Origin of the sequence: Lacticaseibacillus mingshuiensis (assembly GCF_016861785.1) — a bacterium.
GTDB classification, from domain to species: Bacteria; Bacillota; Bacilli; order Lactobacillales; family Lactobacillaceae; genus Lacticaseibacillus; species Lacticaseibacillus mingshuiensis.
The window spans coordinates 1-25,218 of the sequence record NZ_BOLS01000015.1; the positions used below are offsets into that span (position 1 = coordinate 1).

Annotated in this window: 25 protein-coding genes and 1 pseudogene; 9 read left to right on the plus strand and 17 right to left on the minus strand. The window is 57.0% G+C overall.

Annotated features, from left to right (window positions below):
• Positions 1–186 (plus strand): annotated as a pseudogene (locus tag JUE67_RS09590) (hypothetical protein); the annotation flags it as partial.
• Between the two features lie 71 nt (positions 187–257).
• Here the strand turns inward: JUE67_RS09590 and JUE67_RS09595 are convergent.
• The 8 genes from JUE67_RS09595 to JUE67_RS09630 form a co-directional block, all read right to left on the minus strand.
• The gene (locus JUE67_RS09595) at positions 258–884 is read right to left on the minus strand and encodes a TIGR01906 family membrane protein (RefSeq protein WP_203628493.1); all 627 of its coding nucleotides are present in this window, start codon (positions 882–884) and stop codon (positions 258–260) included.
• A gap of 2 nt (positions 885–886) precedes the next feature.
• Positions 887–1,663 (minus strand): TIGR01457 family HAD-type hydrolase, encoded by a 777-nt coding sequence (locus JUE67_RS09600; protein ID WP_203628494.1) that lies wholly within the window; start codon positions 1,661–1,663, stop codon positions 887–889.
• A gap of 3 nt (positions 1,664–1,666) precedes the next feature.
• A complete protein-coding gene (locus JUE67_RS09605) occupies positions 1,667–2,251 on the minus strand; it encodes a YutD family protein (protein WP_203628495.1) in 585 nt (194 codons plus the stop codon).
• A 271-nt stretch (positions 2,252–2,522) separates the two neighbouring features.
• Positions 2,523–2,759 carry a hypothetical protein gene (locus tag JUE67_RS09610; protein ID WP_203628496.1) on the minus strand — a complete coding sequence of 79 codons (237 nt, stop codon included), beginning with the start codon at positions 2,757–2,759 and terminating at the stop codon, positions 2,523–2,525.
• Positions 2,760–2,817: 58 nt separating this feature from the next.
• Positions 2,818–3,426: a metallophosphoesterase gene (locus tag JUE67_RS09615; protein ID WP_203628497.1), complete on the minus strand. Its 609-nt coding sequence runs from the start codon at positions 3,424–3,426 to the stop codon at positions 2,818–2,820.
• A gap of 1 nt (position 3,427) precedes the next feature.
• Positions 3,428–4,159 carry a YibE/F family protein gene (locus JUE67_RS09620; RefSeq protein WP_203628498.1) on the minus strand — a complete coding sequence of 244 codons (732 nt, stop codon included), beginning with the start codon at positions 4,157–4,159 and terminating at the stop codon, positions 3,428–3,430.
• On the minus strand, positions 4,156–5,223 hold the full coding sequence (locus JUE67_RS09625) for a YibE/F family protein (protein WP_203628499.1): 1,068 nt from the start codon (positions 5,221–5,223) through the stop codon (positions 4,156–4,158). The genes JUE67_RS09620 and JUE67_RS09625 overlap by 4 nt, the downstream gene beginning before the upstream one ends.
• A gap of 12 nt (positions 5,224–5,235) precedes the next feature.
• Positions 5,236–5,553, minus strand: coding sequence for a hypothetical protein (locus JUE67_RS09630; protein ID WP_203628500.1), 318 nt, complete (start codon positions 5,551–5,553; stop codon positions 5,236–5,238).
• 405 nt (positions 5,554–5,958) lie between these two features.
• Between JUE67_RS09630 and pepV the strand changes: the two genes are divergently transcribed.
• Complete coding sequence (pepV, locus tag JUE67_RS09635) at positions 5,959–7,365, plus strand: dipeptidase PepV (RefSeq protein WP_203628501.1); 1,407 nt, start codon at positions 5,959–5,961, stop codon at positions 7,363–7,365.
• Positions 7,366–7,449: 84 nt separating this feature from the next.
• On the plus strand, positions 7,450–8,202 hold the full coding sequence (locus JUE67_RS09640) for a biotin--[acetyl-CoA-carboxylase] ligase (protein WP_203628502.1): 753 nt from the start codon (positions 7,450–7,452) through the stop codon (positions 8,200–8,202).
• Positions 8,203–8,984: 782 nt separating this feature from the next.
• Here the strand turns inward: JUE67_RS09640 and JUE67_RS09645 are convergent.
• On the minus strand, positions 8,985–9,665 hold the full coding sequence (locus tag JUE67_RS09645; protein WP_203628503.1) for a YjjG family noncanonical pyrimidine nucleotidase: 681 nt from the start codon (positions 9,663–9,665) through the stop codon (positions 8,985–8,987).
• Positions 9,666–9,809: 144 nt separating this feature from the next.
• Between JUE67_RS09645 and JUE67_RS09650 the strand changes: the two genes are divergently transcribed.
• Entirely contained in the window at positions 9,810–12,509 is a 2,700-nt protein-coding gene (locus tag JUE67_RS09650; protein ID WP_203628504.1) for a transglycosylase domain-containing protein, read from the plus strand.
• Positions 12,510–12,663: 154 nt separating this feature from the next.
• Here the strand turns inward: JUE67_RS09650 and ccpA are convergent, their stop codons facing one another.
• Positions 12,664–13,665, minus strand: a complete 1,002-nt coding sequence (ccpA, locus tag JUE67_RS09655) for a catabolite control protein A (protein ID WP_203628505.1) — start codon at positions 13,663–13,665, stop codon at positions 12,664–12,666.
• 221 nt (positions 13,666–13,886) lie between these two features.
• Here ccpA and JUE67_RS09660 point away from each other — a divergent pair, with 221 nt between their 5' ends.
• A complete protein-coding gene (locus JUE67_RS09660; RefSeq protein WP_203628506.1) occupies positions 13,887–14,993 on the plus strand; it encodes a M24 family metallopeptidase in 1,107 nt (368 codons plus the stop codon).
• Between the two features lie 65 nt (positions 14,994–15,058).
• On the opposite strand, the gene JUE67_RS09665 is transcribed toward JUE67_RS09660, so the two are convergent.
• Both JUE67_RS09665 and JUE67_RS09670 read right to left on the minus strand, forming a co-directional pair.
• On the minus strand, positions 15,059–15,550 hold the full coding sequence (locus tag JUE67_RS09665; protein ID WP_203628507.1) for a YtxH domain-containing protein: 492 nt from the start codon (positions 15,548–15,550) through the stop codon (positions 15,059–15,061).
• On the minus strand, positions 15,540–15,986 hold the full coding sequence (locus JUE67_RS09670; protein WP_125696577.1) for a DUF948 domain-containing protein: 447 nt from the start codon (positions 15,984–15,986) through the stop codon (positions 15,540–15,542). Before JUE67_RS09670 ends, JUE67_RS09665 begins: the two co-directional genes overlap by 11 nt.
• A gap of 216 nt (positions 15,987–16,202) precedes the next feature.
• On the opposite strand from JUE67_RS09670, the gene JUE67_RS09675 reads away from it, so the two are divergent.
• Together JUE67_RS09675 and JUE67_RS09680 are read left to right on the plus strand one after the other, a co-directional pair.
• Positions 16,203–17,054 carry a mechanosensitive ion channel family protein gene (locus JUE67_RS09675; RefSeq protein WP_225877961.1) on the plus strand — a complete coding sequence of 284 codons (852 nt, stop codon included), beginning with the start codon at positions 16,203–16,205 and terminating at the stop codon, positions 17,052–17,054.
• 22 nt (positions 17,055–17,076) lie between these two features.
• On the plus strand, positions 17,077–17,961 hold the full coding sequence (locus JUE67_RS09680) for a DUF368 domain-containing protein (protein ID WP_203637135.1): 885 nt from the start codon (positions 17,077–17,079) through the stop codon (positions 17,959–17,961).
• A 345-nt stretch (positions 17,962–18,306) separates the two neighbouring features.
• Here the strand turns inward: JUE67_RS09680 and cbpB are convergent, their stop codons facing one another.
• Complete coding sequence (gene cbpB, locus JUE67_RS09685; RefSeq protein ID WP_203628509.1) at positions 18,307–18,795, minus strand: cyclic-di-AMP-binding protein CbpB; 489 nt, start codon at positions 18,793–18,795, stop codon at positions 18,307–18,309.
• Between the two features lie 168 nt (positions 18,796–18,963).
• Here cbpB and JUE67_RS09690 point away from each other — a divergent pair, with 168 nt between their 5' ends.
• A complete protein-coding gene (locus JUE67_RS09690; protein WP_203628510.1) occupies positions 18,964–19,701 on the plus strand; it encodes an MIP/aquaporin family protein in 738 nt (245 codons plus the stop codon).
• Between the two features lie 81 nt (positions 19,702–19,782).
• On the opposite strand, the gene JUE67_RS09695 is transcribed toward JUE67_RS09690, so the two are convergent.
• On the minus strand, positions 19,783–20,298 hold the full coding sequence (locus tag JUE67_RS09695) for a metallophosphoesterase (protein ID WP_203628511.1): 516 nt from the start codon (positions 20,296–20,298) through the stop codon (positions 19,783–19,785).
• Complete coding sequence (gene racE / locus JUE67_RS09700) at positions 20,295–21,740, minus strand: glutamate racemase (RefSeq protein ID WP_203628512.1); 1,446 nt, start codon at positions 21,738–21,740, stop codon at positions 20,295–20,297. Before racE ends, JUE67_RS09695 begins: the two co-directional genes overlap by 4 nt.
• Positions 21,741–21,880: 140 nt before the next feature.
• Here racE and JUE67_RS09705 point away from each other — a divergent pair, with 140 nt between their 5' ends.
• Positions 21,881–22,354, plus strand: coding sequence for a DUF2507 domain-containing protein (locus tag JUE67_RS09705; protein WP_203628513.1), 474 nt, complete (start codon positions 21,881–21,883; stop codon positions 22,352–22,354).
• A 70-nt stretch (positions 22,355–22,424) separates the two neighbouring features.
• On the opposite strand, the gene trxA is transcribed toward JUE67_RS09705, so the two are convergent.
• Complete coding sequence (gene trxA / locus JUE67_RS09710; RefSeq protein WP_203628514.1) at positions 22,425–22,742, minus strand: thioredoxin; 318 nt, start codon at positions 22,740–22,742, stop codon at positions 22,425–22,427.
• 101 nt (positions 22,743–22,843) lie between these two features.
• Positions 22,844–25,195 (minus strand): endonuclease MutS2, encoded by a 2,352-nt coding sequence (locus JUE67_RS09715; RefSeq protein ID WP_203637136.1) that lies wholly within the window; start codon positions 25,193–25,195, stop codon positions 22,844–22,846.
• Positions 25,196–25,218 lie beyond the last annotated feature (23 nt).

The following is a 25,218-nucleotide window of genomic DNA, read 5'->3' on the forward strand; positions in this document are numbered from 1 at the left end:
TTCATCCACTACAATCTTCTCGGTGGCTTCCTCTGGGTGACCATGTGCTGCGTCGCCGGCTTTTTCTTCGGCAACCAACCATTCGTGAAGGCTCATTTTTCCCTAGTCGTCATTGGCATCATCGCCATTTCGCTCGTCCCAGTCCTGATCACCGCGCTGCGCAACCGTAAACCCACAGCCGAATGACCGGCATACAAAAGCACCCGCAAGCTCTCAACATGAGGTTGCGGGTGCTATTTTTTCTTGTGCGCATACGCTCAATTGCGCCGGGCGTCTTTGCGGCCCCGCCAGATCGCCCAGATCATCGCCGCCTCAAACAGCAGGAGCGCCAGCCCAAAACAGGCCGCAAAGAAATCCTCAGGCAACACATTGATGATCGGATCGGTGGCCGGATCAAACAGCCAGTCGTCGTTGCGGAACAATAATTTGTGAAACGTGATGAAGACCGTATCGAAATTCACAGCCATCAGCCCCAACATCACGATCGGCACCACCGCCCCGACCTGCGCCCCGCGCACCAGGCGCCAGCGCTCATGGGTCTGGCTGAGTCGCCGCAGAAAATGGACCAGCGCAGGCAGGGTCAAAATAAAGATCACAAGGGCAAGCAGAAACAAATTTTTCACATCGGCAAAATGCTGCGCGCCGCTGGCCGAAACTGGAAAATCGGGCAGACGCAACGGGCTGACCCCGGGCACACAAAGATACAACATCAAGATCGCATAATTGCGAAAAAGCTGTCCCGCCGGCATGGCCGCGATCGCCGGTAGATCATCCACCTGCATGAAAACGGCGTACAGCGGAAACGACAAAAGAAGCGTCAACACCACCGCCCCGCTGATCACCGCCAGCCAACTCCCCAGCTTCCACGGCCAAAGACGTGTCATGCTCAGACCTCCCAGTCCGCCAGCGAATCGATCTGATGCGTCGGTTGTACTTTTTCCTCGGCGACTTCCGCCTTGGTCGAGATGCCGGTGTACACCAACAAGGTATCGATGCCCGCGTTGATGCCCGCCATGATATCCGTGTGATAATTGTCGCCGACCATCACCACGTCTTCTTTGTTCAACTGCATCCGGCGCAACCCCTGGCGCATGATGATCGCCTCGGGTTTGCCGATATAAAAAGCCTTTTGCTGCGTCGCCCGTTCAACCAAGGCGATCACAGACCCGGCGCCTGGCACATGCCCGCGTTCGTTTGGCAGATTGGTATCCGCGTTTGTCCCGATGAAAAATGCCCCGCGCTGAATGGCCAATGTCGCAAGCTCAAATTTATGGTACGTGACGTCATAATCCAGCCCGACCACCACATAATCGGGATCGACCTCATTGAAGGTCAGCCCAATATCCAGCAGCGCCTGCTTCAACCCGAGCTCCCCGATCACATACACCGACTTGCCTCGGGCATCCCCGCCATTTTGCTCCTGGATCCAGGCCGCCGTGGCCAACGATGGCGTGTAGACCTGGCTGGGTTCCGCAAAAATATCGTGGTTGGTCGCCAGGTTTTTGCAAACATCTTGCGGCGATTTGGTCGTATTATTGGTGAGAAAAAGAAACGGGAGCTGTTTTGCCTGCAGACGCAAGATGAAATCTCGCGCCTCGGGAATTCGCTCCCGGCCGCGATACACGGTGCCGTCTAGATCGATCATGTAGCCTTTATATGTCACTTATCAGTCCTGCTTCTTTCCGTCTTGATCGTCGCGCTGGCGAATGGTGAACCGCCGGTGATGGCCACCGCCGCGACTTTGAACTTGCTTGCCTTTCGGGTCGACAGCATGCACCTTTTGCTCCGTGTAGGGTTTGGCCGGCCGCGTGTCGCGGGTCTCAGCACCATTTTTGCCGGCGCGTGAGCCTCGTGTGCGGCGCCGCGGCGGCTTCACAGCCGGCGCATCGAGCCTGGCCAGCACGAAATAGGCACAGCCAAAGTTGCAATATTCATAGAGGTAATCCTCGAGCGTTGAGATCAACTGATCTTTGGGCGCACGCGGGTCGTCCGCCCGGTAAAACCCGCGGAGCCGCAACTGATCGTAACCCCAGTCGCCGACGACGTAATCGTATTTATCGAGAATCTCGTTATACCGCTCGCTGAGGCGTTCGCGATCAAAGGCTTGCTTGTGATCGACTTCAATGCGGTAGCGCCGCTGGTCGATCGTGATCAGGTCCGGCGCCAGTTGCACCACCCGCAATGGCTCACCAGGCGCGGTCGCCTGCTCGATCTGGTCGCTCAGTGAGCGGCTATTTTTTTGTTCTGCCATCGATGGTCTCCTTTCGCGACACTCCAAGTTATTGTAACGAAGCAGCACGAATCGCGCAAATATTCGGAAGGGTGCGACGGCCCGCGGGATGGTGGAACAGCTAGGTCGGATCAGGTGCTTGGTGGCGCTCCTAGCCACCGAGTGCATGAGCTGCCTAGATGTTTCCACCATGCGGGTCGGCGCCCGACTGGAATAGGGGCGACGGCCCGCTGCGCCCAACCGTTGTGCGCACCCCTTCTCCCACACCAAAAAACCGGACCAGCCGGCCGCCTCACACGATCCATTCACGGAAACGTGCGGCTAACGCAGGCTGATCCGGCTCGCTGAGATACGGCGAAAGCTGTGGCCAAAAGCTGAACTGAAAATAATCGGACGAAAAGTTGCCCGCGGCGATCTTGCGAAAGCCCAGCACCAGCAAGGCATTGATGCGAGCCGCCGCCTCATGCGGACAAGCCGCAAGCACATCGCGGCGCAACTGCTGCAATTTTGTTTGATCCTGCGTTTCCATTTCCCTACCCCCGTTAGGAACAGTGTAACGGGAATAAGATGAGAAATCAATGTGAATATTATTTTTCTTTCATTTTTGCCAGTAAACGTCTTTTGGCCGTGCTGATCTCATTAATCTCGGAAGCGTTCAAGGGGCTCCCCCATGCCGGTGGCGTGACAAGTAAGTCACGCTCCGGCGCATCGACCCCAACGTTGATGTTTTCGGCGAGCGGCACCATGCTGTGGTGAATGTGACCATGGAGGTTCAGGGTCTGGCTCGTGATGCCGAGCATTAGTGGATAATGCGTCATGATGAACTGCGTGTGGTCATCTTTGATGATCGTGCCGACCTCGTGGAACTGGTAACGCGGCTGCCCATGCCAACCGGGATCATGCGCCGCCAAGTACTTGAAGCGGCTGTTGTAATCGTGATTGCCCTTAATGAACACGATGCGCCCATTCAGCCGCGCCAGAAGCGCCGCAACTTCGCCTTCGCTGGGCATGGCTTCAGGGTTCATCGCAATGTCGCCGAGGTGATAGACGACATCGTTATCATCGACGCGCGCATTCCACGCCGCGATCAGCGCCTCATCCATCGCCTCGACTGAGTCAAACAAGCGCGGCGCAAAATCATTTTGGCCGAGCAGATCGGTGTGGAAAAAATGCGTGTCCGCAATGAAAAAATTCATACTAGCCCTCCTCTCTGTGACGCCGGCCAACCACCCACATCGTCATTGGCACTGTCGCCGCCACCGCGATCACTGAAAACAGAACCTGAATCAGCTCACCGGCAAAGATCTGGTCGTTGAGGACCTCCCAAAAAGGATAGCGCAGTTTGGCAAACCAAATGAACAGGGCGGAAAAGCCGCCGAAAAAGCCGAAGAACAGCGTATTAAGCGCCGTCCCAATGATCGCCTGGGCGATATCTTGCCGGCCGGCCGCGGTGGCGTCATCTCCAAGCTCGATCAGACCCGCTGCAACCGCAGTCGCTGCCTCGGCGATCGCACCCAGCGTCGACAGCAAGCCCGTGGCGATCAAGACTTGCTGAAAAGAGACGCCGACCGTCAGCGAAAAGCCTTCCAGGTCCTCGGTATCCTCAGCGCCAAAGCCGCCTGTGTGACTGAACAGCACGCCGACCACGACCACCGCGATCACCCCTGTCATTACCAACAGCGAGGCCACAAACGCCGGCCCCGCGACATTCATATCCGTGGTGGATAAAAAGATCGTCACCGCTAGCACGATCAGCCCGATCACCGCCGCCACGGCCAGCGGTGCAAAGCCACCAGCGATCAAGATCACGGCCAAGATCATCAGCCCAGCATTCAGCAATAGCGCGAACGCATCGCTGAGGCCCTGTTTGCCGCCCACCGCCAGCATCAAAACCAGCAGCGTCAAGGCTAGTGCAGAAAGGGTCGTCATGCCGCCACCTCCTTTTTTCCGGCTAACGTCGCAAGTAAGGACGTCAGCGGAATCGCGATGACGATGCCAAAGCCTGAGATCAAGGATTGCGCAAATCCGAGCCCCATCACCCAGCTGATGGTCTGATCGATCGCATTGCCATTGCGTAGCCATAATACGGCCTCCGCAAAGGTCTCGGCGATAAAGATCATGAACAACACGGTGATCAGTGGCCCCATCACATTGCGCCCGATCGCCATCCCCGCGTTGAAGCGTTTTTTGCCCGACCCATCTAGTTGCATGATCGAGATCGCGATGTCGCTGCATTCATCGAGCACAGCGCCCAGCGACCCGATCACGATCTGGATGAAAAACAGCAGCTGCGGCGATTGCGTTACATATTTGACCGCTTCAAGATGCAGGTCCCGATACCCCGTCAGCGCAAAGATCGCATAGCCCAAGCCCACTGCCAGCGCCGTTGCGCCGACCGTACCGCCGACCACCACCGCGCAAACAGGCCGCCAGCCGACCACAAACAAGGCCGTCACCACTGCAAACACGATCGCCAAGCCACTGAACAGGACCCACACCAGCGGCCGACTGGCATCCGTTTGAATATGCGTTGCCAACGTGAACAAGATAGCGTTCACCGCAATGCTGGCACTGATGAACCAGAGGCGCTTGCGCACGATCAGCATCAGCAACGCCAAGGTGAAGGCAGCCAATGCCAAGACGATCGCATCCCGCTTGAAATTGGACAATCGCCAAGGGCCGCTGCTCTTGGTCAAAAACACTTGGGTCCCGCGCCGCAGCGGACTGTCGACCGTGCCGCTATACGTAAATTGATTGGTGATCGTCGTGGTCTGCCCGCGCCGGCTGGTATTCAAAAAGCGCACCGTCGCTTCCTGCGTGGTGGTGCGATCTTGATTATCAAAATTATCGACCGTCTTGACGCTTTTCACCGTCTTCACCGCGATCACCTGACCGATCGGCTGGCGATACAAGCGACTATCCAGCCGGCCTAATCCGAAGGCGACGAGAAAGGCCAAGACGGGCAGTAGCCACTTGAGCCATTGTTTGCGCATGGCGCCCCTCCGTTAGCCGATATGATTTTGCTTCAAGATCTCGTCAAAGGCGTCCTTGATCTTTCCTTCAGGCTTGGCCCAGACCTCCCAAGTCGTCAGCTCAAACGGCGGAAACTCATACGTGTCGTTGACGTAATTTTCGTAGATCTGAACCGGATTAGAATGCGGGATGTTCAGCTGTAAAATACGAACCTGCTTGATCAGCCCCTTGATCGCCGCTTTTTCCGCGCGGCCATTCATCATGATGTTGCCGAGCTCATAGTAACGGGTGCCATCATTCAACGTGATCTCCTGAATCAGATCAAACGTCTGATGTTCTTGTTCTGCCATGATCAGCGCTCCTTTCATCGCGGCATGACCGCCGCAACTCGCTATTTCTGCTTACCGCGCGGCGATCGTCCCTGATCGCCGCGTGTCCTTCAAGCTTGCGTCTTTATCTTACACCAGTTGGCCGACTGGAAAAAACAGGCACCGATTGCCCCCAACAGGCAACGGCTCACAAATTTGCCGATCTCTTCTATTTAAAAAGAGAAACCCGCTGGCCGGCCGATTCCCAAAGCCAATTGTAGCCAGCCAGCCTCTGCTTCCGCGGACTCTGAGGACGCATGATCGGACGCTCGCGCCCCATTTTCAGGATCACGGTGCATCCTCCCTCCTTCCAAGCGTTTTCGCTAGGCGCGGCTTGGCCCGATATGATATGGTTAAACTAATCAACCACAGAAAGCGGGATGTCATATGACCATTGATTGGCAAAAAGAAGCAGAAGGTTACCAAGATGATCTATTACGCGACTTATTCACCTTGCTGAAGATCGACTCTGTCCGCGATGTCGAACACAAGACGGACACTGCACCGCTGGGCCCTGGCCCGGCCGAGGCGCTCAAGCAGATGCTGGCGCTTGGCCAACGCGACGGGTTCAAGACCCTCAACGTCGATAACGTGGCTGGCCGCATTGAATATGGCGACGGCGATGAGATCTTCGGGCTGTTCGGTCACATGGATGTCGTGCCAGCCGGACCAGGGTGGCAGACCGATCCGTTCGCGCCGGAGATCAAGGACGGCAAGCTCTACGCGCGTGGTTCCTCGGATGACAAAGGCCCGAGCATCGCGGCTTATTATGCCTTGAAGATGATCAAGGACCTCGGCCTGCCTGTGAATAAGAAAATTCATTTCATTATTGGCACCGATGAGGAATCGGAATGGGTCGGCATCAACCGCTACCTGGAAACAGAACCGGCCCCAGACTTCGGCTTTTCGCCAGATGCCGAATTTCCGATCATTAATGGCGAAAAAGGCATTGCGACCTTCCTTGTTTCGTTTGCCAAACAGGCCCCAGCGCCGACCAGCATGACCTTGAACCGGTTTGAAGCCGGCGTTCGCGTGAACATGGTGCCCCAAGAGGCGACCGCGACGATCAGCGGCACCCTGCCTGGCACCTTCGAGCACGAACTGGCGCAATTTGCCGCGGCCCAAAATGTGACCGTCAACACCCAGCCGGTTGCCGGTGGCTTGACCATCACCATGACCGGCAAAGGGGCACATGCCCAGGAGCCAAAAGACGGCATCAACGCCGCCACCTTCCTGGCCACATTTTTGGCCCCATACCCGTTCGATCCAGCGGGCAAAACGTATCTGACGGCGATCGCCACGAAGATGCACAGCGATTCGCGCGGGTCACGGCTGGGCATCAACTACACGGACAAAGTCATGGGTGAGCTGACCGCGAGTCCTGATCTGTTCAATTTTACCCAGGACGGCCCGCAGACCATCGCCATCAACGTGCGCTATCCGCAAGGCACGGACGCCGACAAGATCCGCGACCAGATCGAGACCGCGCTGGCGCCAGACGACGTGGAAGTGACGATCAACGGCCATGCCCAGCCGCCGCATTATGTGGCCGGCGACGATCCGCTGGTTCAGACGTTGCTTGCGGTCTACACCGAGCAGACTGGCAAGCCAGGCCATGAGCAAGTGATCGGCGGTGGCACCTATGGCCGGATCATCAAGCGTGGCGTGGCATTCGGCGCGCAAATGGAAGGCCAGGAGAACGTGATGCACCAGGCCAACGAATACATGCCGGTCAAAGACATCATCAAAGCCGTGGCGATCTATGCCGAAGCGATCAGCCGGCTCGTCAAATAGCCGCTGACCGTCCCTGCCACCCGTCCGGTGAACTCCGGTGCGGGTGGTTTTTACATTCAGCTTCGCGCTGAGAAAAGAGGCCTCATGTTTTCTGCACACCAAGTGACGGCGGCCCTTCCGCCCCATCTCAAAACCTTACCGATCTTGACCTATGAGACAGTTGGCTCCACCAACCAAGTGGCCGCCGCCCTGCTGGCAAGCGGCCGCCTTGCGCCATTTGTCCTGACCGCCAATGGGCAAACAGCCGGCATCGGGCGCAGCGGGCACAATTTTCTCTCGCCGAAAAAAAGTGGTCTGTATCTGACTGTCACGATTCCCCTGGCGGATTGGCAGCCCGCCCCGACACAGTTGACCCCGGCGGCTGGCGTTGCGCTGTGTCAGACGATCACAGCGATGACCGGCCAAACGCCGCGCCTCAAATGGGTCAATGACGTGCTGCTCGACGACGCCAAGATCGCCGGCATTTTGGCGCAGCTCGTTCCGGCGCCGACGCCCACCGTCGTGCTAGGCGTCGGCATCAACCTCGCCCCACTGGCCACACAGCCGGAAAGCACCGTGCCTGCCGGAAGCCTCTTCACCGCGTTACCCGCGTCTGATCTGCGCCCGATTCTCGCCGCAAATTGGCTGGCAGCGCTGGCCAATCTCAATCAGCCCGACGCCGCGATTCTCCCAGCCTACCGCAAGCGCGCGGCATGGGTCGGCCGCCAAGTGATCTTAACCACGGGAACCGTTCAAACGGCGGGCGTTTTGACGGGGTTTGCGGATGACGGGCAACTGCTGCTGACGACCGCGCAGGGCCTTCGCAGTTTTGCGGATGGCACCTTGCGACTCGGGTGATCTGCTAGCCGTCAAGGCAAAGCTTTAGTTATTTAAAATAAATATATCGGTGGTTGACAGGACATCTATTAAAACCCCATTGTGACGCGCATATTTTGCGTTTATATTGCCGGCAAATAAAGTTGACAAAACCGTTTTCACGGTGCTATAGTAATTGCACAGTGGAAGGGTGTTCGGTGTGGCCACACGAACTGATTTCCCCGAGACAGGCGGACCCAGCGGGGAGGGATTCCTCGAGCAAACCTAGAGTAGCTGCTATGAAGGGCATCCGAGTCAGTGGTGTCATAAATTAGGTGAGTGGGTGTTTCACAGATCCATCGTTCTACCCGTTCTACCCGTTCTACCAGCGCGACGGTTCCTCAGTCGCACCGTTGTCCGGCAGTAAGTATCGACCTTTGATCACGCTGTCGCCGTTGAAATCTGATCGCGCCAAGCCCACAAGCAAGGCGCCCGCAGTATCCTAATCTAATAATCACGCAAACACACTGGCAATGCCTGAAAAGACACGTCGACCGGTGTGTTTGTTGTACCTAGCCCCCCAAATATTCATTTTCGATTCTGATCTTTTTTCAAAAAAGTGAGAATCGCCAAAAAATCTAAACATGCACAAAAACTTGGACGAATCTTTGTGCACATCGACAAATAGGACGATACGCAAGGCCCAAATCTCTTTTCCGCTTCTGACCTTTTTCAAAACCAACCAAAAATCGGCCAACCGACGCAGATTTCTCGCTGTCAGTTGGCCGATTTTTTTGTCTACCGTGTGCGCTCCCCACTCCCCGTCACTGCGCCGCAATGCGCGTGAGGTCCGTGAAGTCGCTGATCTGATACACAGGCGTGATCGCGGTTCGATTTGGCAAAAGCGCAGGGTTGAACCACACGCTATCGATATGCGCATTGCGCCCGCCTTGAATATCCGAGGTCAGCGAATCCCCCACGATCAGCGTCTGGGTGGGGTCAAAACGCGGAATGCGGGCGGCCACATAGTTGAAAAAAGCCATGGTCGGTTTGGGCGATCCAATCGTGTCCGAGACAAAGATGTCCTGAAAATGATCCTGCAGGCCAGCCTTGGCCAAGCGCTCGCGCTGCACGGTCTCGATACCGTTTGAGACGATATACAGCTGATAATCGCTGAGCGCATCCAGCGTCTCCGCCACCCGCGGGCCAATGATCGCCTCTTGGTCAAGCAAGCGGTGATAGTGTTTTTCCGCCTGAATACCGTCCGCAGCCAAGTGGAACTGCGCAAATACCTTCGTGAAGCGGGTGGTGAAGATCTCGCTGCGCTTGATCTCGCCGCGCTCATAAGCCGCCCACAGACTCGCATTGACCGTAAGATAGCGCTGCTCGATCACCGGCGTGTACGGCAAGTCGAAGTCGTGAAAAGTCTGGGCGAGACATTTCAGCTCCCCTGCCTTGAAATCCAAGATGGTGTCATCCACATCAAATAAAATCGTCCGATACATCGCGTTTCCTCCATTGTTCTTAGTTTTAATATAGCCGGCGCATGGGCGTTCCACAAGGCCTGCCAGGAAAACTCCCGGCGGCTTTGTTTTTACGGTATAATAGAGCAACATCATGTCCCTTTTGATTTAAGATCGGAGCCATCCATGAAACGTAAACGATCCAATCAGACCTGGTGGCAGCGTCGTGTCGCAGGGCTGTCGGAAAAGACCCGGCGGCAGCCGCAATCCCTACCGCCTTTTTCACGAAAAACATGGCCGCTGTATGCGGACATCACGATCCAAACGGTCAAGTCACTGGCCTACTATTTCATCGGCGCCCTCTTCATCGGGGGCTGCTTTGCCGGTGGGCTACTCGCTGGCTATTTTGCCTCGATCATCGACCAGACGCCGGTCCCGACCAAGGCGGCGATGACGAAGACGCTCAACAACGTCAGCGCCTCAACGACGCTTTACTGGGCGAAAAACGTTGAGATCAGCCATGTGAAAAGTGACCTGATCCGCGACACCGTCAGCATCGACAAAATGTCGCCTTGGGTCCAAAAAGCGATCATTGCGACTGAAGATGAAAACTTCTATCAACATTCCGGTGTCGTTCCCAAGGCGCTGGTCCGGGCGTTAGTCTCCGAGGTCACCGGCATCGGCAGCCAGACCGGTGGCTCGACGCTGACCCAGCAGGTGGTGAAAATGCAGTACCTTAGCAATGAGACCACCTTCAAGCGCAAGGCCATCGAGATCATGTATGCCCTGCGCCTGAATCACTATTTCTCCAAGCAGGAGATTCTACAGGAATACCTGAACATTGCGACACTTGGCCGCAACAACAAGGGTCAAAACATCGCCGGCGTGCAGACCGCCGCCAAGGGCTTGTTCGGCGTCGATGCCGCGCATTTGACCCTGCCGCAAGCCGCGTATATCGCCGGCTTGCCGCAAAGTCCCTCTGTTTATACCCCATACACGATCACAGGCTCGCTGAAACCCGCTAAGGAACTCGCGTATGGTCTCGATCGTCAGAAAACAGTGCTGTTTCGGATGTATCGCGCCGGCTCGATCACCAAAAAGCAATACACCGACGCCAAGGCCTATGATCTGAAAAAAGATTTTCTGCCGCAACAAAGTGCCAACAGCGCGACCCAAAAATACAGTTACGTCTACAACATGGTCTATGATCAGGCGATCGAGGTGCTGGCCAAGCAGCTCGCGCAGACGGATGGCCACAGCGAAAGTGACTACAACAAGAATTCCGCCTTGGCCCAGACCTATGAGGCCCAAGCTGAAGAACTGTTGACGACAAAAGGCTATCAGGTCACTTCTACGCTGAACAAGACCGTTTACGATACGATGCAGACCGTTTTGGCCAACAACAAAAATAGTTTTGGCCAGACCTACACCTCGACCGAGACCGACCCGAAGACTGGCGAGCCAACGACCATCACCGAACCGGTCCAAAACGGCTCAATTCTGCTGGACAACGACACCGGCGCGGTGCTGGGGTTCATCGGCGGGGTATCCGGCGAGTTGAACCATATTTACACCACCCGCTCCCCAGGTTCGTCGATCAAGCCCCTGTTGGTCTACGGCCCGGCAATTGAAAATAAGCTGATCGGCTCCGAGACGATGCTCGCCGATTTTCCAAACAACTTCGTCAATTATTCGGTCACCGATTACGGCAACACGATTCAAAACCGCTTCCTGTCCGCCACCGAGGCGCTCAAGTGGTCGTATAACGTGCCCGCCGTCCATCTGTACGACAAGGTGCGCCAAACCGTCAGCGTGAAGAAGTACATGGACGCGATGGGCATCACCACCTTGACCGACCGCGATTACCAGACGCTGGGGCTGGCCTTGGGTGGGTCGGATTACGGCCTCACTGTCCAGGAAAATGCCAGCGCATTTTCCACCTTCGCGCGTGGCGGCACCCATGTCGATGCGTATGTGATCGACAAGATCGTGGATCCGCTGGGCAAGGTGATCTACCAGCATAAGAAGCCGAAAGCGACGCCGGTCTTCAGCAAGGCCACCGCGTACATCATGCAACAGATGATGCATAACGTGGTCAGCACCGGGACCGCCGCCACCTTGTCTTGGCAACTGAATTTCAACGACACCAATGTTTTTGGCAAAACAGGGACGTCAAACGACTACAAGGATCTCTGGTTTGTCGGCTCCACACCAGGCGTCACGCTGGCGTCGTGGATCGGCTATGACAACAACAACGGCACGGCGCACACGCTGAGCACCAATGCCAGCCAGTACAACATCAACTTCTGGGCGGCGCTGGCCAATGCGATCTATGCGAAAATTCCGCAGAGCTTCAAGCTCACCGATAGCATGGCCCGCCCTTCGACTGTCAAATCCGTGAAGGTCAACGCCTACACCGGACTGCCCGCAGCCGATGTGTCGTTCGATGGCACGACTTATAAGCTTTCCGCCAACACGTTGACCAGCCTGTACAACGACTGGGAGCCAAGCAAGAGCACGGCGAATTTTGCGATCGGCGGCAACGACGAGGATTACAAGCTATTCTGGCAGCATCTGACTGGCGCCAACAATGGCTACGGCGTTGTCTCCAAGGGCAACAAACGCGCGACGGTTAAGAAATCGACCACCAGCGCTTCGACCACCGAGAAAAAGAAGGAAGAAGACGCGGACAAGGACGACGAAGAAGACGACACCGACGAGAAGGAAACGCCGAGCACCGAGGACAAGGCGGACACCGCGGCGACTACCTCATCCGCCGCAAGCAGTTCCTCCAGCCAGGCGACGACCAGCAGTGAGCGCACGGATACCGGTCGCACGCAGAGTCAACAAGGCAACACCGAAACAGGGACCGGCAGCAAGGATTGAGCCCAGGCCCCTCACCCACAATGAAAAGCTGAGACGCGAGCCACAAAGCGTCTCAGTTTTTTTTGCGTTCGCCCATCCCGTGGGTCGCGGCGACCCGACAAAAAAAGACCCCTCCCAGGGCCAAAGCCTAGGACGGATCTAATGACGCGTGTGGTTACTTTGTCGACTGCCGGGTCGTGATGTCAAAGCCCAGGCGAATCGTCTTGGCGTCGATATCTTCCTTGTTCATCATCTTGGTGAGCAGACGCATCGCAACCGCGCCGATATCATACAGCGGCTGGTCGATCGAGGTCAGCTGCGGGCGGGCCATTTCGGTCAGCTTGGTGTTGTTAGAGGTGATGATCTCAAATTCTTCTGGGACCTTCACGCCTGCATCAAGCGCCGCGTCAAGCAAGCCCACAGCCAATTCGTCGTCGCCGACGATCGCCGCGGTGGCGCCACTCTTTTGCAGTTGCGGGAACAGCGCAAGGCCGGCATGATAGCTGTATTCACTCTCAAAAACCAACGATTCGTCATAAGCCAGACCAGCCTTGGCCAATGCCTGCTTGTAACCTTGAAGGCGGTATTGCCCATTGATCGGCTGGGCCAAGGACCCCGTGACCAGTGCGACCTGGGTGCTGCCGGACTTGATCAGCTGGGTCGTCGCCGCTTCCACTGCCGCCACGTAATCGATGTTGACGGAGCCGACCTGTTCGTCTGGGTCAACGGAACCTGCCAGCACGATTGGGGTCTTGCTACGCGAGAATTCCTGACGAATGTTGTCAGAGATATCGTTGCCCATGTAGATCAGACCATCGACCTGCTTGGCCAACAAGGTGTTCAGCACCTGGACCTCTTTTTGGCTGTTTTCATCCGAGTTGGCCAAAATGATGTTGTACTTGTACATGGTCGCAACATCGTCGATGCCTCGGGCCAGGCTGGAGAAGAACATATTGGTGACATCGGGAATGATGACGCCAACCGTGGTGGTTTTCTTGGAGGCCAGGCCACGCGCAACCGCGTTCGGGCGATAGTCGAGTTTGTCGATCACCTCAAGGACCTTTTTGCGGGTCGCGGGCTTCACATTTGGATTGCCGTTGACAACGCGTGATACGGTGGCCATTGAGACATTTGCCTCGCGTGCCACGTCATAAATGGTGATGGTTTGTTTTTCCATGTTGATTGCTCCTTAATTGCGCGAACTTTTGCTTAAAAACGGTTGCGTTCATTTCCAGTTCACTGTAACAAAAGCGGAATAGCAATGCAAGCGGTTTACTGAATTTTTCACAGAAATTTTCACAAGGGCTTTTCAGAAAGCCATTCAAGTTGAGGACGCGCTTTATGATATAATTCTTTATAAAGTTCGCGCATCAGCGCATTTATGCAGGAGGAGTCGTCATGAATCAACATCTCACGGACTTAGTGGCATGGGTCAACGCCCAGCATCTCTCGTTGGCTTACATCACCGATCCGACCAACATCAACTATTTCACCGGGTTCGACAGCGATCCGGAAGAGCGCATCACCGCGCTGTTTGTTTTTCCAGACGCGGAACCGTTCCTGTTCGTGCCTGCCCTGTCGATCGAAGGGGTCAAAAAAGTCGGCTGGCCCTATGCCGTCAGTGGTTACCTCGACCACGAGGACCCGTTTGCCTTGATCGCGGCCGAGATCAAAAAGCGCGACGCGTCGCCGCTGCGGTGGGGCGTGGAAAAAGACGCCCTGTCTGTCTTGAAATATGAAGCGATGACCCGCCATTTTCCGCAGGCGACCTTCCCGGCAGATGCCTCCCGCTTCATTGAACAGCTCAAGTTGATCAAGTCGCCGGAAGAAATCGCCCTGATGACCGAAGCTGGCCAGCAAGCCGACCGCGCGTTCCAGGCCGGCTTTGCGGCGCTGCGCACTGGCATCACCGAGCAACAGATCGTCGCTGAGATCGAATACGCGATGATGAAGGAAGGCGTGATGCACATGTCCTTTGACACCATCGTGCAGGCCGGCCAGGATGCCGCAGACCCGCATGGCGGCCCCGTTGCCACCAAGGTCGCGCCTGGCGATCTCGTGTTGTTTGACCTTGGCACCAACAACCACGGCTACATGAGTGATGCGACCCGGACCGTGGCGTTCGGCGGCCCGGTCGCACCAAAGGCCAAGGAGATCTACAAGGTCTGCTTGGAAGCGCAACTGACGGCTCAGTCTGCGGTGCGGCCAGGGCTGACCGCGGCCGCGCTGGACAAGATCGCGCGCGACGTGATCACCAAAGCGGGTTACGGCGAGTACTTCAACCATCGCCTCGGCCACGGTATCGGCATGTCGACGCATGAATTTCCGTCGATCATGGCCGGCAATGACATGGAACTGCAGCCCGGCATGTGCTTCTCCATTGAACCGGGCATCTACATTCCAGGCGTCGCCGGCGTGCGCATCGAGGATTGCGTCCATGTCACGGCAACTGGCTGCGAGCCATTCACCCACACGCCAAAAGACTATACCGTGTATGGCCTGTAACACGATCCAGAAGACACAAAAAGACGCCGCAGGTTGCGACGTCTTTTTTGATTGTTCGAAAAAAATTAGTCTTGCGTCTCGGATCGGTCGGCGGCTGGCGTGTCGTCCTCTGCTGGCTCGGTCGGGTCGGCGCTTTCGTCGGTCGCCTCAGCCGCATCTGCTTCGGCCGTGAAGTCATCCTTCGCCTGGGCAAAGGCGCTCTTGCCATCCAGCACGATATCGTCGAAGTCATCGCTGGCCGGCGCATCAGGTGTGTCGGTCAATTCGTCCTTCAGCGCCTGGGTCGCGCCATCGTAATCGGCAAGGCCTTCCGTCTGCTTCTTCTTGGCCTTTTCCTTCATGTCGCCGACAAAACTGGTCGCGGAATCACGCCATTCAGTCGTTGCATCTTTTGCATAGTCATAATAATCGGCGGCGCGATCAGCAAGTGCCTCTTTCTTCTCGGCGAATTTTGCCTTGAGTTCATCGCTGGTCTGCGGGGTCAACAGATACGTCGCTGCAAGAGCGCTTGCGGCGCCAAAAACAAAACCTAAGAAAAAGTGTCCCTTATTTGCCATTTGTAACTGCCTCCTGATCTGCTGGTTTCTTCTTTAACAACGACAAAGCCTTCTTGCTGACCTTTGCGGCAACGGCCACTTTGCCGCTTTCCTTGGCCCCATTGGTCACTTTGGACGCGAGGTTGCGGGTCGACGTATTCAGATCCGACACACTTTCGCCCAATTCGCCGATCGCGGTGAAAACAGGATCGATCGCCGCGACCTTACCGTTCACATCATTGAGCAATGTGTTCGACTTGGTCAGCAGGGCTTCGACCTCATGCGTCAATGGGCCGACTTCTGCGTTGATCGCATCAAGTGACTTATTGACTTCTGCCACAGTATCCTTAATTTCCCGCGTCACCCCACCAATTCGAATGGCGATGAGCGCGATCGCGCAGGCGATGATCAAAAATGCGATTGCCGCGATCAAGCCGGCAACTTCTGCTCCTGACATGCAACCCCTCCTCAGTTCACGCCGGCCTCTGCCGGTTTTGGTCCGCTTACACGGCCACGTACATTAAGAATATCATCAATAAGAGCGCGTTTCAATTGAAGTTGAGCGAAGGTTCACAAGCTTCCAGGCACCGGCGCCGCGATCTGCCAAGCCGGCCCATTCTAGGCAGACGCCGGCGGATTTGGTACACTGGAGGTTAACAAAGGAGCGGTTGCATTGAAAAAAGTAGTCAGTGGCAATGTCTTGACGCGGTATTTTGACAAGATCGACTGGGACGCGATGCTCGATCACGCCCTCTTGATCATCGGTGAGTTGATCTTCTTCAGCTTACTTTTTTGGCTGATCGAGCGCGTCGGCAAGGCGGTGATCGCCCGCGGCTTCAAAGCTTACCAAGCCAAGGCGACCAACGCCAGTACCCGCGTGGATACGATCAGGGTGCTGTCGATCAATGCCCTTTCATATATCGTGCTGTTTTTCTACTGCTACGCGATTCTCTCCGTCCTCGGCATCCCCGTTGGCACCCTGCTGGCTGGGGCCGGTATCGTGGGCATCGCGCTCGGCCTTGGGGCACAGGGCTTCGTCGCCGATGTCGTGACCGGCTTTTTCATTATTCTTGAAGGCCAATTCGATGTCGGCGATCAGGTCACCCTCGGCGCGATCAGCGGCACCGTCAGCTCGGTCGGTCTGCGCACCACCATCGTGCAAAGCGCAGACGGGACGATCAATTACATCCCCAACCGCAACATCTCCGTCGTCTCCAACCTCTCGCGCAACCAGATGCTGGTCTTGATCCAGCTGCCCCTTGCCCCGGATACCGATCTGAAAAAAGTCGGCGAGGTGGTGGCAGCGGTCAATGAAAAACTCGTCAAAGACACCCCGACCGTCACCGATGGCCCAGACGTCTTGGGCCTGACCACCAGTCCTCACGGCGGGCTGGTCTACCAGGTGCGCATGCATGCGCAAAATGGCGAGCAGCTCAATGTCCAGCGGAAATTCTTGGCCGCCTATGTGCAGGCCCTTGCCGAAGCAGGCATCACGCTGGCCACCCCACCGTTGACCCTTCGCTAACTCCCCCACCATTGGAGGTCCTATGCTCAACTTTATCAAAGGCATCTTGATCGGCGTCGCGCTGGTCATTCCCGGCTTATCCGGCAGTATTTTCGCCGTGGTGGTTGGCCTGTATGATCAACTGATCGAAGCAGTCAGCGAGCTGCGCCGAGAGCCGCGCCGCCATCTCCTGTTTCTGTTGCCGATCGCAGCTGGCGCCGTGCTTGGCGTGCTGCTTTCGACGAAGCTGACACTGGTCGTCACCGCCCGTTGGCCCCTTGCCAGCTATGCCTTTTTCATCGGGCTGATGCTCGGCGCCGCCCCATTCATCCGGCGAAAAATGGCCCTGGTCCGCTGGCGGCCGCAGTATCTGCTGCTCACAGTCTTGGGTTTCGGCGTGATCTATGGCCTGGCTCAACTTGGCGGCGCGAGTTCGACCGAGCTCGTGACCATCGCCCGCCTGAGTCGCATTCAGGATGCTGGCATGATGGCCTTCGCAGGGCTGTTTTCCGTGTCGCTGATGGCCATTCCCGGGGTGTCTGGCGCGATCATGTTGATGGTGATCAACCAGTACGGCACGGTCTACAACGCCGTCAGCCAGCTTGGCGATGCCGCCCGTGCGTTACTGCGGGGCAACTGGGCGGCGATGGGCACCGCCCTTCAAAGCAGCGCCTTGCTGATTCCATTTATGGTCGGCGCCTTGATCGGGCTGCTTGCGATCGCCAAACTCATGCGGTCGCTGTTGCACCGCTTTGAAGGCCAAGTCTACTACGCAGTTTGTGGCGTCGTGCTGGCCGCCGTCGTGATTCTCATCCAGACCGGGCTCACCCCACACTGGCCAAGCGGCTGGCTGGCCCCCATCGCACTGTGCCTGATCAGCGCCGGCGTGGGCATTGCCGCAACACTCGTGTTGGATAAACCAGAATAACGGTGTGAAGGCCCGCGGGATGGTGGAACGGCTAGGTTGTCTCGCTTGCTTGAGGGCGCGCTAAGCCCTCGAGTGAGCGAGACACCTGGGCGCTTCCACCATGCGGGCCGAAACCCAAGTTGACGGTGCGTAGCGCGGCGATCAGGTCTGAGCAGTTAGCTTGGTCCTGGCGTGTATGGCGTCCCTAGCCATACACGCCAGGACCAGCTAAATGTCTCAGACCTGCCGCGCGAAACCCAAGTTGACGGTGTGCCGGCCCGCCAGATGGGCGCGTTGCCAAACACAAAGGGAGCCAAGGCCTCACAGTCTTGACTCCCTTTTTTCTTGCTGCATTGCGTTGGCAGCCTACCTACTGATGATGGACCCCGTGGTTTTCGGTGTCACATCATAAAAATCATCCAGATTGTGGCCGATGTAGTTGACGCCTTTCATGACTTCGCGCCGGGTCACGATGCCGGTGAAGGTGCCATCTGCCTGGACAACAGGCAAGAACGCATCGTCGACCAACAGGTGCAGCACGGTTTCCAGATCATAGGGATCTTCGACCGTGTGGACATCGGTTTGCATGACATCCTTGACGCACATGGTGTCCAGCGACGTCAGGCTCACATCGTCCATCCCCAGCATGGTCTCCGTGATCATGGACAGGCTCAGGAGCCCCTTGAAATGGTCGGCGTTGTCCAGGACCGGAATCTTGGCGTAGCGCACCTTGGTCAACACCAGAAACGCGTGGCGCAGCTTGTTGTCCTCGGCGACGCTGGCAACAACTTCGCCGGGGATCATGAAGTGCTTGCGGTTTGCGATCATCATTTGGTCAATGGCTTGATTGATCATTGAATTGTCTCCTTTTCGGTACGTCTTCTATGATAGCGGAAAGCGCTTGTGAAATCATCCGCCGGCCAAAACCTTTACACGAATGCAAAAAGTAATTGTCACCCTGCTTATAAGTTGATAGACTGAAACTACTTGTCAAAAACACGACTATCTTTTGGGGGCATCAACATGACATATGATCTGACCGTCCGCTTGGCGGCAGAGTTTATCGGCACCGCGATCATGGTGGCGCTGGGCAACGGCTCAGTGGCCAACGTGGATCTGAAAGGGACAAAAGGCAACGGCTCTGACTGGATGCTGATCGCCGTTGGGTACGGCGCTGGGGTGATGATTCCAGCGATGATCATCGGCGGGATCTCCGGCAACCACATCAACCCGGCATTCACCCTCGGGCTCGCCGTGGCGGGGATGTTCCCGTGGCGCGAAGTCCTGCCTTACCTTTTGGTGCAATTTGCCGGGGCGATGGTTGGCCAGCTGGCGGTGGTGGCCGCCTACAAGCCGCATTACGACCTGACCACGAACACCCAGCACATCCTGGGCACCTTCAGCACGATCAATGCCACCAAGAGCAAGCTCAACGGCTTCATCAACGAATTTATCGGCTCCTTCATTCTCTTTTTCGGGGCACTGGGCATCACCAAGGCGCCATTTTTCCAAAACAATCTGGGAACTGCCCACATGGCGCTGGGTTTCCTTGTTGCCACGCTGGTCGCCAGCTTCGGGGGACCAACAGGACCGGCGCTAAATCCTGCCCGTGACCTGGCGCCCCGCCTGCTACATCAACTGCTGCCGCTCAAGCACAAGGGCAGCTCGGATTGGGGCTACGCATGGGTCCCGGTGGTGGCGCCGATCGCCGCGGCGATCTGTGCGATACTGCTTTACAAGACCGTCTTCATGACGCATTAACGCCAACCGCAACACAAAAATGGCACCGGGACAATAGGTCCTAGTGCCATATTTTTTACCCAGAATTTCGGACCGTCCAGCTCACCGCTCAAACACGCGGGTCAACTTGGCGACCGGCTGCCCATCGCGCAAGTGGTAGGCCAGCTTGAGCTGCGTTGGTGTTGTTTCCACCACGGCGTAAGTCCCGCCCAGTGGCATGAATTCGCCCCGCGGCTGGCTGATGCTGCCCGGATTGAGCAGCACGACGCCTTCGTGTTTTTCCCCGCCGAGCTGATGGGTGTGGCCAAAAATGATCAAGCCGGCATGAACGGCCTGCCCCGCTGCCAAGAGCTGGTCCATCGTCCAATTGACGCCGAAGCGGTGCCCATGCGTCAAAAACACGGTCAGGTCGCCGAGTTGCAGGGTGCGGGTCAGTGGAAACGCGGAATCAAAGTCCATGTTTCCCCGCACCGCCTGATAACGGGCAAACATGGAATCATCCGCTGGTAGCTCGGAGTCCCCGGCATACAGAAACAGGTCGGCATCCGCCTGCTGCGCCAAGATGGCTTCGAGAATCGCCTTATCCCCATGGGTATCACTGACGGCAACTAGTTTCATTGGGCATCCTCCTTGAACCAGGTCTGCCACCGGCTTTCAAGCGCGCGCAGGGCATTGCCGCGATGACTGATCTGATTTTTCTCATCGGCGGTCAGCTCAGCTAACGTCTTGCCGATGCTCGGGACAAAAAAGTATGGATCGTAGCCAAATCCATTGTCGCCAGCCGGCACGCCGACGATCTGGCCGTCGATGTGGCCTTCCACGACCAAGTCACGCGCCGGGCCATTCGGCCGGGCGAGAACCAAGGTGCTGACAAACCGCGCCTGCCGCTGATCTTGGGGTACCTCGGCGAGGTCGGCGATCAATTTGGCATTATTGGCCGCATCATTGTGGCCCCGGCCAGCATAGCGGGCGGAAAAGACGCCCGGTGCGCCATCCAGCGCCGCCACGCAAAGCCCAGAGTCATCCGCCAAAACAGGCAGCTCAAGCATTTTGGCATAGCCATCCGCCTTGAGCCGTGCGTTTTCCTCAAAGGTGCGCCCGCTTTCGGCAACGGTCGGCAGCGGGGGAAAATCGTTCAGGCTTTTCACCTGCACCCCGAGCTTAGCAAACATCGCGGCGATCTCCTTCACCTTGCCGGGGTTCTTGGAGGCGACAACGATGGTCGTTGGCGTCGCGGCCGCCTTGTGTGTCGTCGGCTGATCGGTGATGGTCACCCGGGTCGCGGCGATGTGCAAGCCGAGCCATTCCGACGCGATCACATCGAACATGTCGGCGTTGCCGGTGGTATAAAAATCGCGTTGCGGGGTCGGATTCGGCTGGTCGTTAGCGATGTCAAAATAATCCAGCAACGTCGAGACCTCGCTGACCGTTTCCGCGCCAGAATCGATCAAGGTCACGGTTGGGCCCATCACCTGCTGAATCAGCGGCCGAAGCAGCGGGTAATGCGTGCACCCAAGCACCAGCGTATCCAACCCCAAAGCCTCGAGTGGCAGCAGGGTCTCGGCCACGACGCGTTTGGCCACGGCCGACTGCATCTCGTTGCTTTCGACCAGCGGCACAAACTTTGGGGCGGCCAAACTCGTCACCTGCATCTGCGCGGATTTTTGGTGAATCGTTTTCGCATAAGCCCCGCTTTTGACCGTGCCTTCTGTGCCGATCACGCCGATGCGCCCGTTTTTCGTCTCGCGAATCGCGGCCCGACTGCCGGGCACAATGACCCCGATCACGGGAATCGCCAAGTTGGCGCGCAGATCAGGCAAGGCTGCCGCGGTCGCCGTATTACAGGCCACGACCAGCATCTTGATCTGTTTTGTCAGCAAGAAGTTGACCATCTGCCAGGTAAAGGCGCGGACCTGCTTGGGGTCACGCGGGCCATAGGGCAACCGCGCCTGGTCGCCCAAGAAAATAATGTTTTCGCCGGGAAGTTGGCGCAGTGCCTCTTTGACCACCGTCAACCCGCCGACGCCAGAATCGATAAATCCGATCGGTTGCGTATTCATGCTGTTGCCTCTCTTCCATTCGTAAACTCCATTGTGGCGAATATTCGGCCAAAATTCAAGCGACAGCGTCTGCCAGCCTATTTTTCCGCGGCGGGATTGCGGTATACTGGAAAGGAAATCGGTCGATCAAGGAGCGCGTCATGCCAAATCAAGCTAGTTATCCAGAATTATTGAACCTGCCTGCCGAATCACCGTTGTTCGGCCAACTGATGTTACGGGACTTGCTCCTGCCAGAATTGCTGGGCGATGAAGACACCATGATCGCCTACTGGGCTGGCCGGGCAATGGCGCGACGCCTGCCCGTCGAAGAAGAGGCCCTGCCGGAATTGTTCACCCGCCTCGGCCTCGGAGACCTCAAGGCAGCGGCGGCCAAGCGGAAAAGTCGCACGTATCTGCTCAGCGGCACCATCGTTGAGACGCGGCTGAAGCATTTTTCCACGCCGGACTTTCGCTTTGAAGCCGGCTTCTTGGCTCAAAGTCTCCAGCAAGTGATGGGCATCGTGGTCGAGGCGAATGCGGAAAGCGACCCGAAGCTCAAGCAGGTCACGGTGACCGTCGCCCTTGACCCCACCACGCCGCAGCCGATCGCCAAGACGTTTTATTCGCTGACTTAACCGCGTTGGTCGGCGCAAAAAAGGCCCTGAGCCTGACCCTATGATGGGTGCCAAGCTCAGGACCTTTTGCTTACGCTTCTTTGGTGTACTTATCGAGCACTTGGATCAACTGATCCTTGGTGTGATAGCCGACCAGCTTTTCGACAACTTCACCGTCTTTTTTGACGATCAAGGTCGGAATGGCCATGATGCCAAAGGACTGTGGGGTGTCTGGGTTCTGGTCGACATCCATCTTGGTGAACTTGACGTCGCTGCGACTGCCCTCAAGCGCGTCGATCACCGGACTCTGCATTTTGCAGGGGCCGCACCATGTTGCCCAAAAATCGGTCAAAACAACGCCAGTATCTGTTTCCTGCTTAAAATCCTGATCTGTGACTACCTGAACCATAATATCCCTCCGCTATGATGTCACTGACGTCTTACTTTTTGTAACTAAATTATACCGCGTTGCCCGCGAAAAAGCCAATCAATTGAGTGCAATGTAACATTTCATTTGAACTGTACAATGGTCGCGCCTGACCCACCGGCATTTTGCGGGGCAAAGCCGAATTTCTTGACCTGCTTGTTGCGGCGCAAGTACTGCGTGACCCCGTTGCGAATCGCGCCTGTACCGAGCCCGTGAATGATCGTGACCTGCTGATAATTGGCTAGCAGCGCCGCATCGATGTACCGGTCGAGCTCGGTCATCGCCTCTTCGTAGCGCTTGCCGCGCAGATCCAGCGTTGTCGACGGCCCGCTTGCCCCGCCTGACACGGTGGCGATTCGCCGTTTGGGCGCCGCCTCTGCCTGCGCCTTTTCCAGATCGGCGGTTGGCAGCTTCATGCGAATCACGCCCATTTGCACATCCCAGTGGTCGGCATCCACCTGCTCGAGCAGCACCCCATCGTTTTGATAGGACAAAACACGGACCGCATCGCCGACATGCAGCGCTTGCTTCGCTTTTTCACGGCGCAGCACTTTATTCTGGCGGACCGCCTTGTCCTGATGGAGCGCATTGAGGCCGGACTTTGCGGCGATCAGCTGATCTTCTTTGATGGTGCCTGGATGCGCCAGCTGCATGGCCCGCAAGTCCTTGATGATCTTGTCGGCCTTTTCCTGCGCCTTTTCAACCAGCGCATTGGCTTGGTCCTTGGCCTTGTCCAACTGCTGATCCCGCTCGCGGGTGAAGGTGTCAAAGGCGCTTTGCAGCTGATCATGCAGCGCCTGCGCGTCCTCCAACTGGCGGCGGGTCTCGGTGTATTCGATCTCGGCAGCTTTGCGCTGACTTTCCAGATCCGCGATCATGTTGTTCAGGTCGTGGCTGTCATCGGCGATCAGCGCCTTCGCCCGGTCGACGACACTGCCGTCCAGCCCTAGCCGGCGCGAGATGTCGAAGGCATTGGAGCGCCCTGGCACCCCGATCAACAGGCGGTAGGTCGGCTGAAGCGTGTCCGAGTCGAACTCCATCGAGGCGTTGATCGTGCCCGGCGTGTTGTAGCCATACAGCTTCAACTCCGGATAATGCGTTGTCGCCACGACCTCGGCGCCACTTGCGCCCACTTCATCCAAAATGGCGATCGCCAGCGCCGCCCCTTCCTGAGGATCGGTGCCCGCGCCAAGCTCATCGAACAGCACCAGCGCGCGTTGGTCGAGCGCCTGCAGGATCGTCACGATATTCGCCATATGCCCGGAAAAAGTCGAGAGGTTTTGCTCGATCGACTGTTCATCCCCAATATCGGCAAAGACATTGGAAAAGACCCCGATCACACTATTTTCCTCGGCTGGGACAAACAACCCCGCCTGGCCCATCAGTTGGAGCAGGCCCAGCGTTTTCAGCGTGATCGTCTTGCCCCCGGTGTTTGGCCCGGTGACCACGATCGCCTGATAGTCCTCGCCGAGCGTGATGCGGTTTGGCACCACCTTGCGCCGGTCGAGGAGCGGATGCCGCGCCGCCAGCAGATCTACGTGATTGGCCGCGGAGACTTGCGGTTCGTTCGCCTTGAGGTCGCGGGCGTATTTTGCCTTGGCATTGATGAAATCAAAATGGCCCACCACCGCTTCATCCGCGGCCAGCGCATCCACATAAGGCGCCACCGCATTAGACAGATCGGCCAAAATGCGGGCGATCTCCTGTTGCTCCTTGATGGTGGTTTCCCGCAGTCGGTTATTCATATCGACCACGGCTTGCGGTTCAATGAAAAGCGTCTGGCCGGTGGCGCTTTGGTCATGGACCACGCCGCCGAATTGATGGCGGTACTCCGCCTTGACCGGAATCACATACCGGTCATCGCGAATCGTCACCAGCGGATCGCTGAGCATTTTCGCTGAATTGCCACGGGTGTATTGATCCATCCGGCTGCGAATGTCGCTTTCCAGCCGCTTGATCTGCGCGCGGATGCCGTGCAGCTCCGGACTGGCTTCGTCGGTCACGTTGCCTTCCTCATCGATCGCCGTGTAGAGCCGGCGCTCAAGAGCGGGCAGCACAGTCAACTGATTCTGCAGGTCATAGACCCGGCGCAGGTCGAGTTTTTCCTTTAGGTCCTCCAGAAACTGATCGACGCGGCTGACGGTCCGCAAGACGCGGGTGATGCTGGCCAGTTCTGTGCCATTGAGCACCGCGCCGATCTTGACGCGCTTCAGGGCTGGCCCGATATTTTCCAGTTGCGCAACGGGGATGCCCCCTTGCAGTCGTAAAATACTGGCGCCGTCCGCCGTTTCGTCCAGCCACTCCTGAACCTCGGCTGCATCCGTGCTCGGCGTCAATTTGGCCACCTGGGCGCTGCCGCTGGCTGTCACGACCAGCTGGCTCAGCGCGCCTTGAATGCGGTCAAATTCGAGTGTTTTTAAGATCTTATTGTTCATGTTTGTCGCTCCTTGCCCTAGTC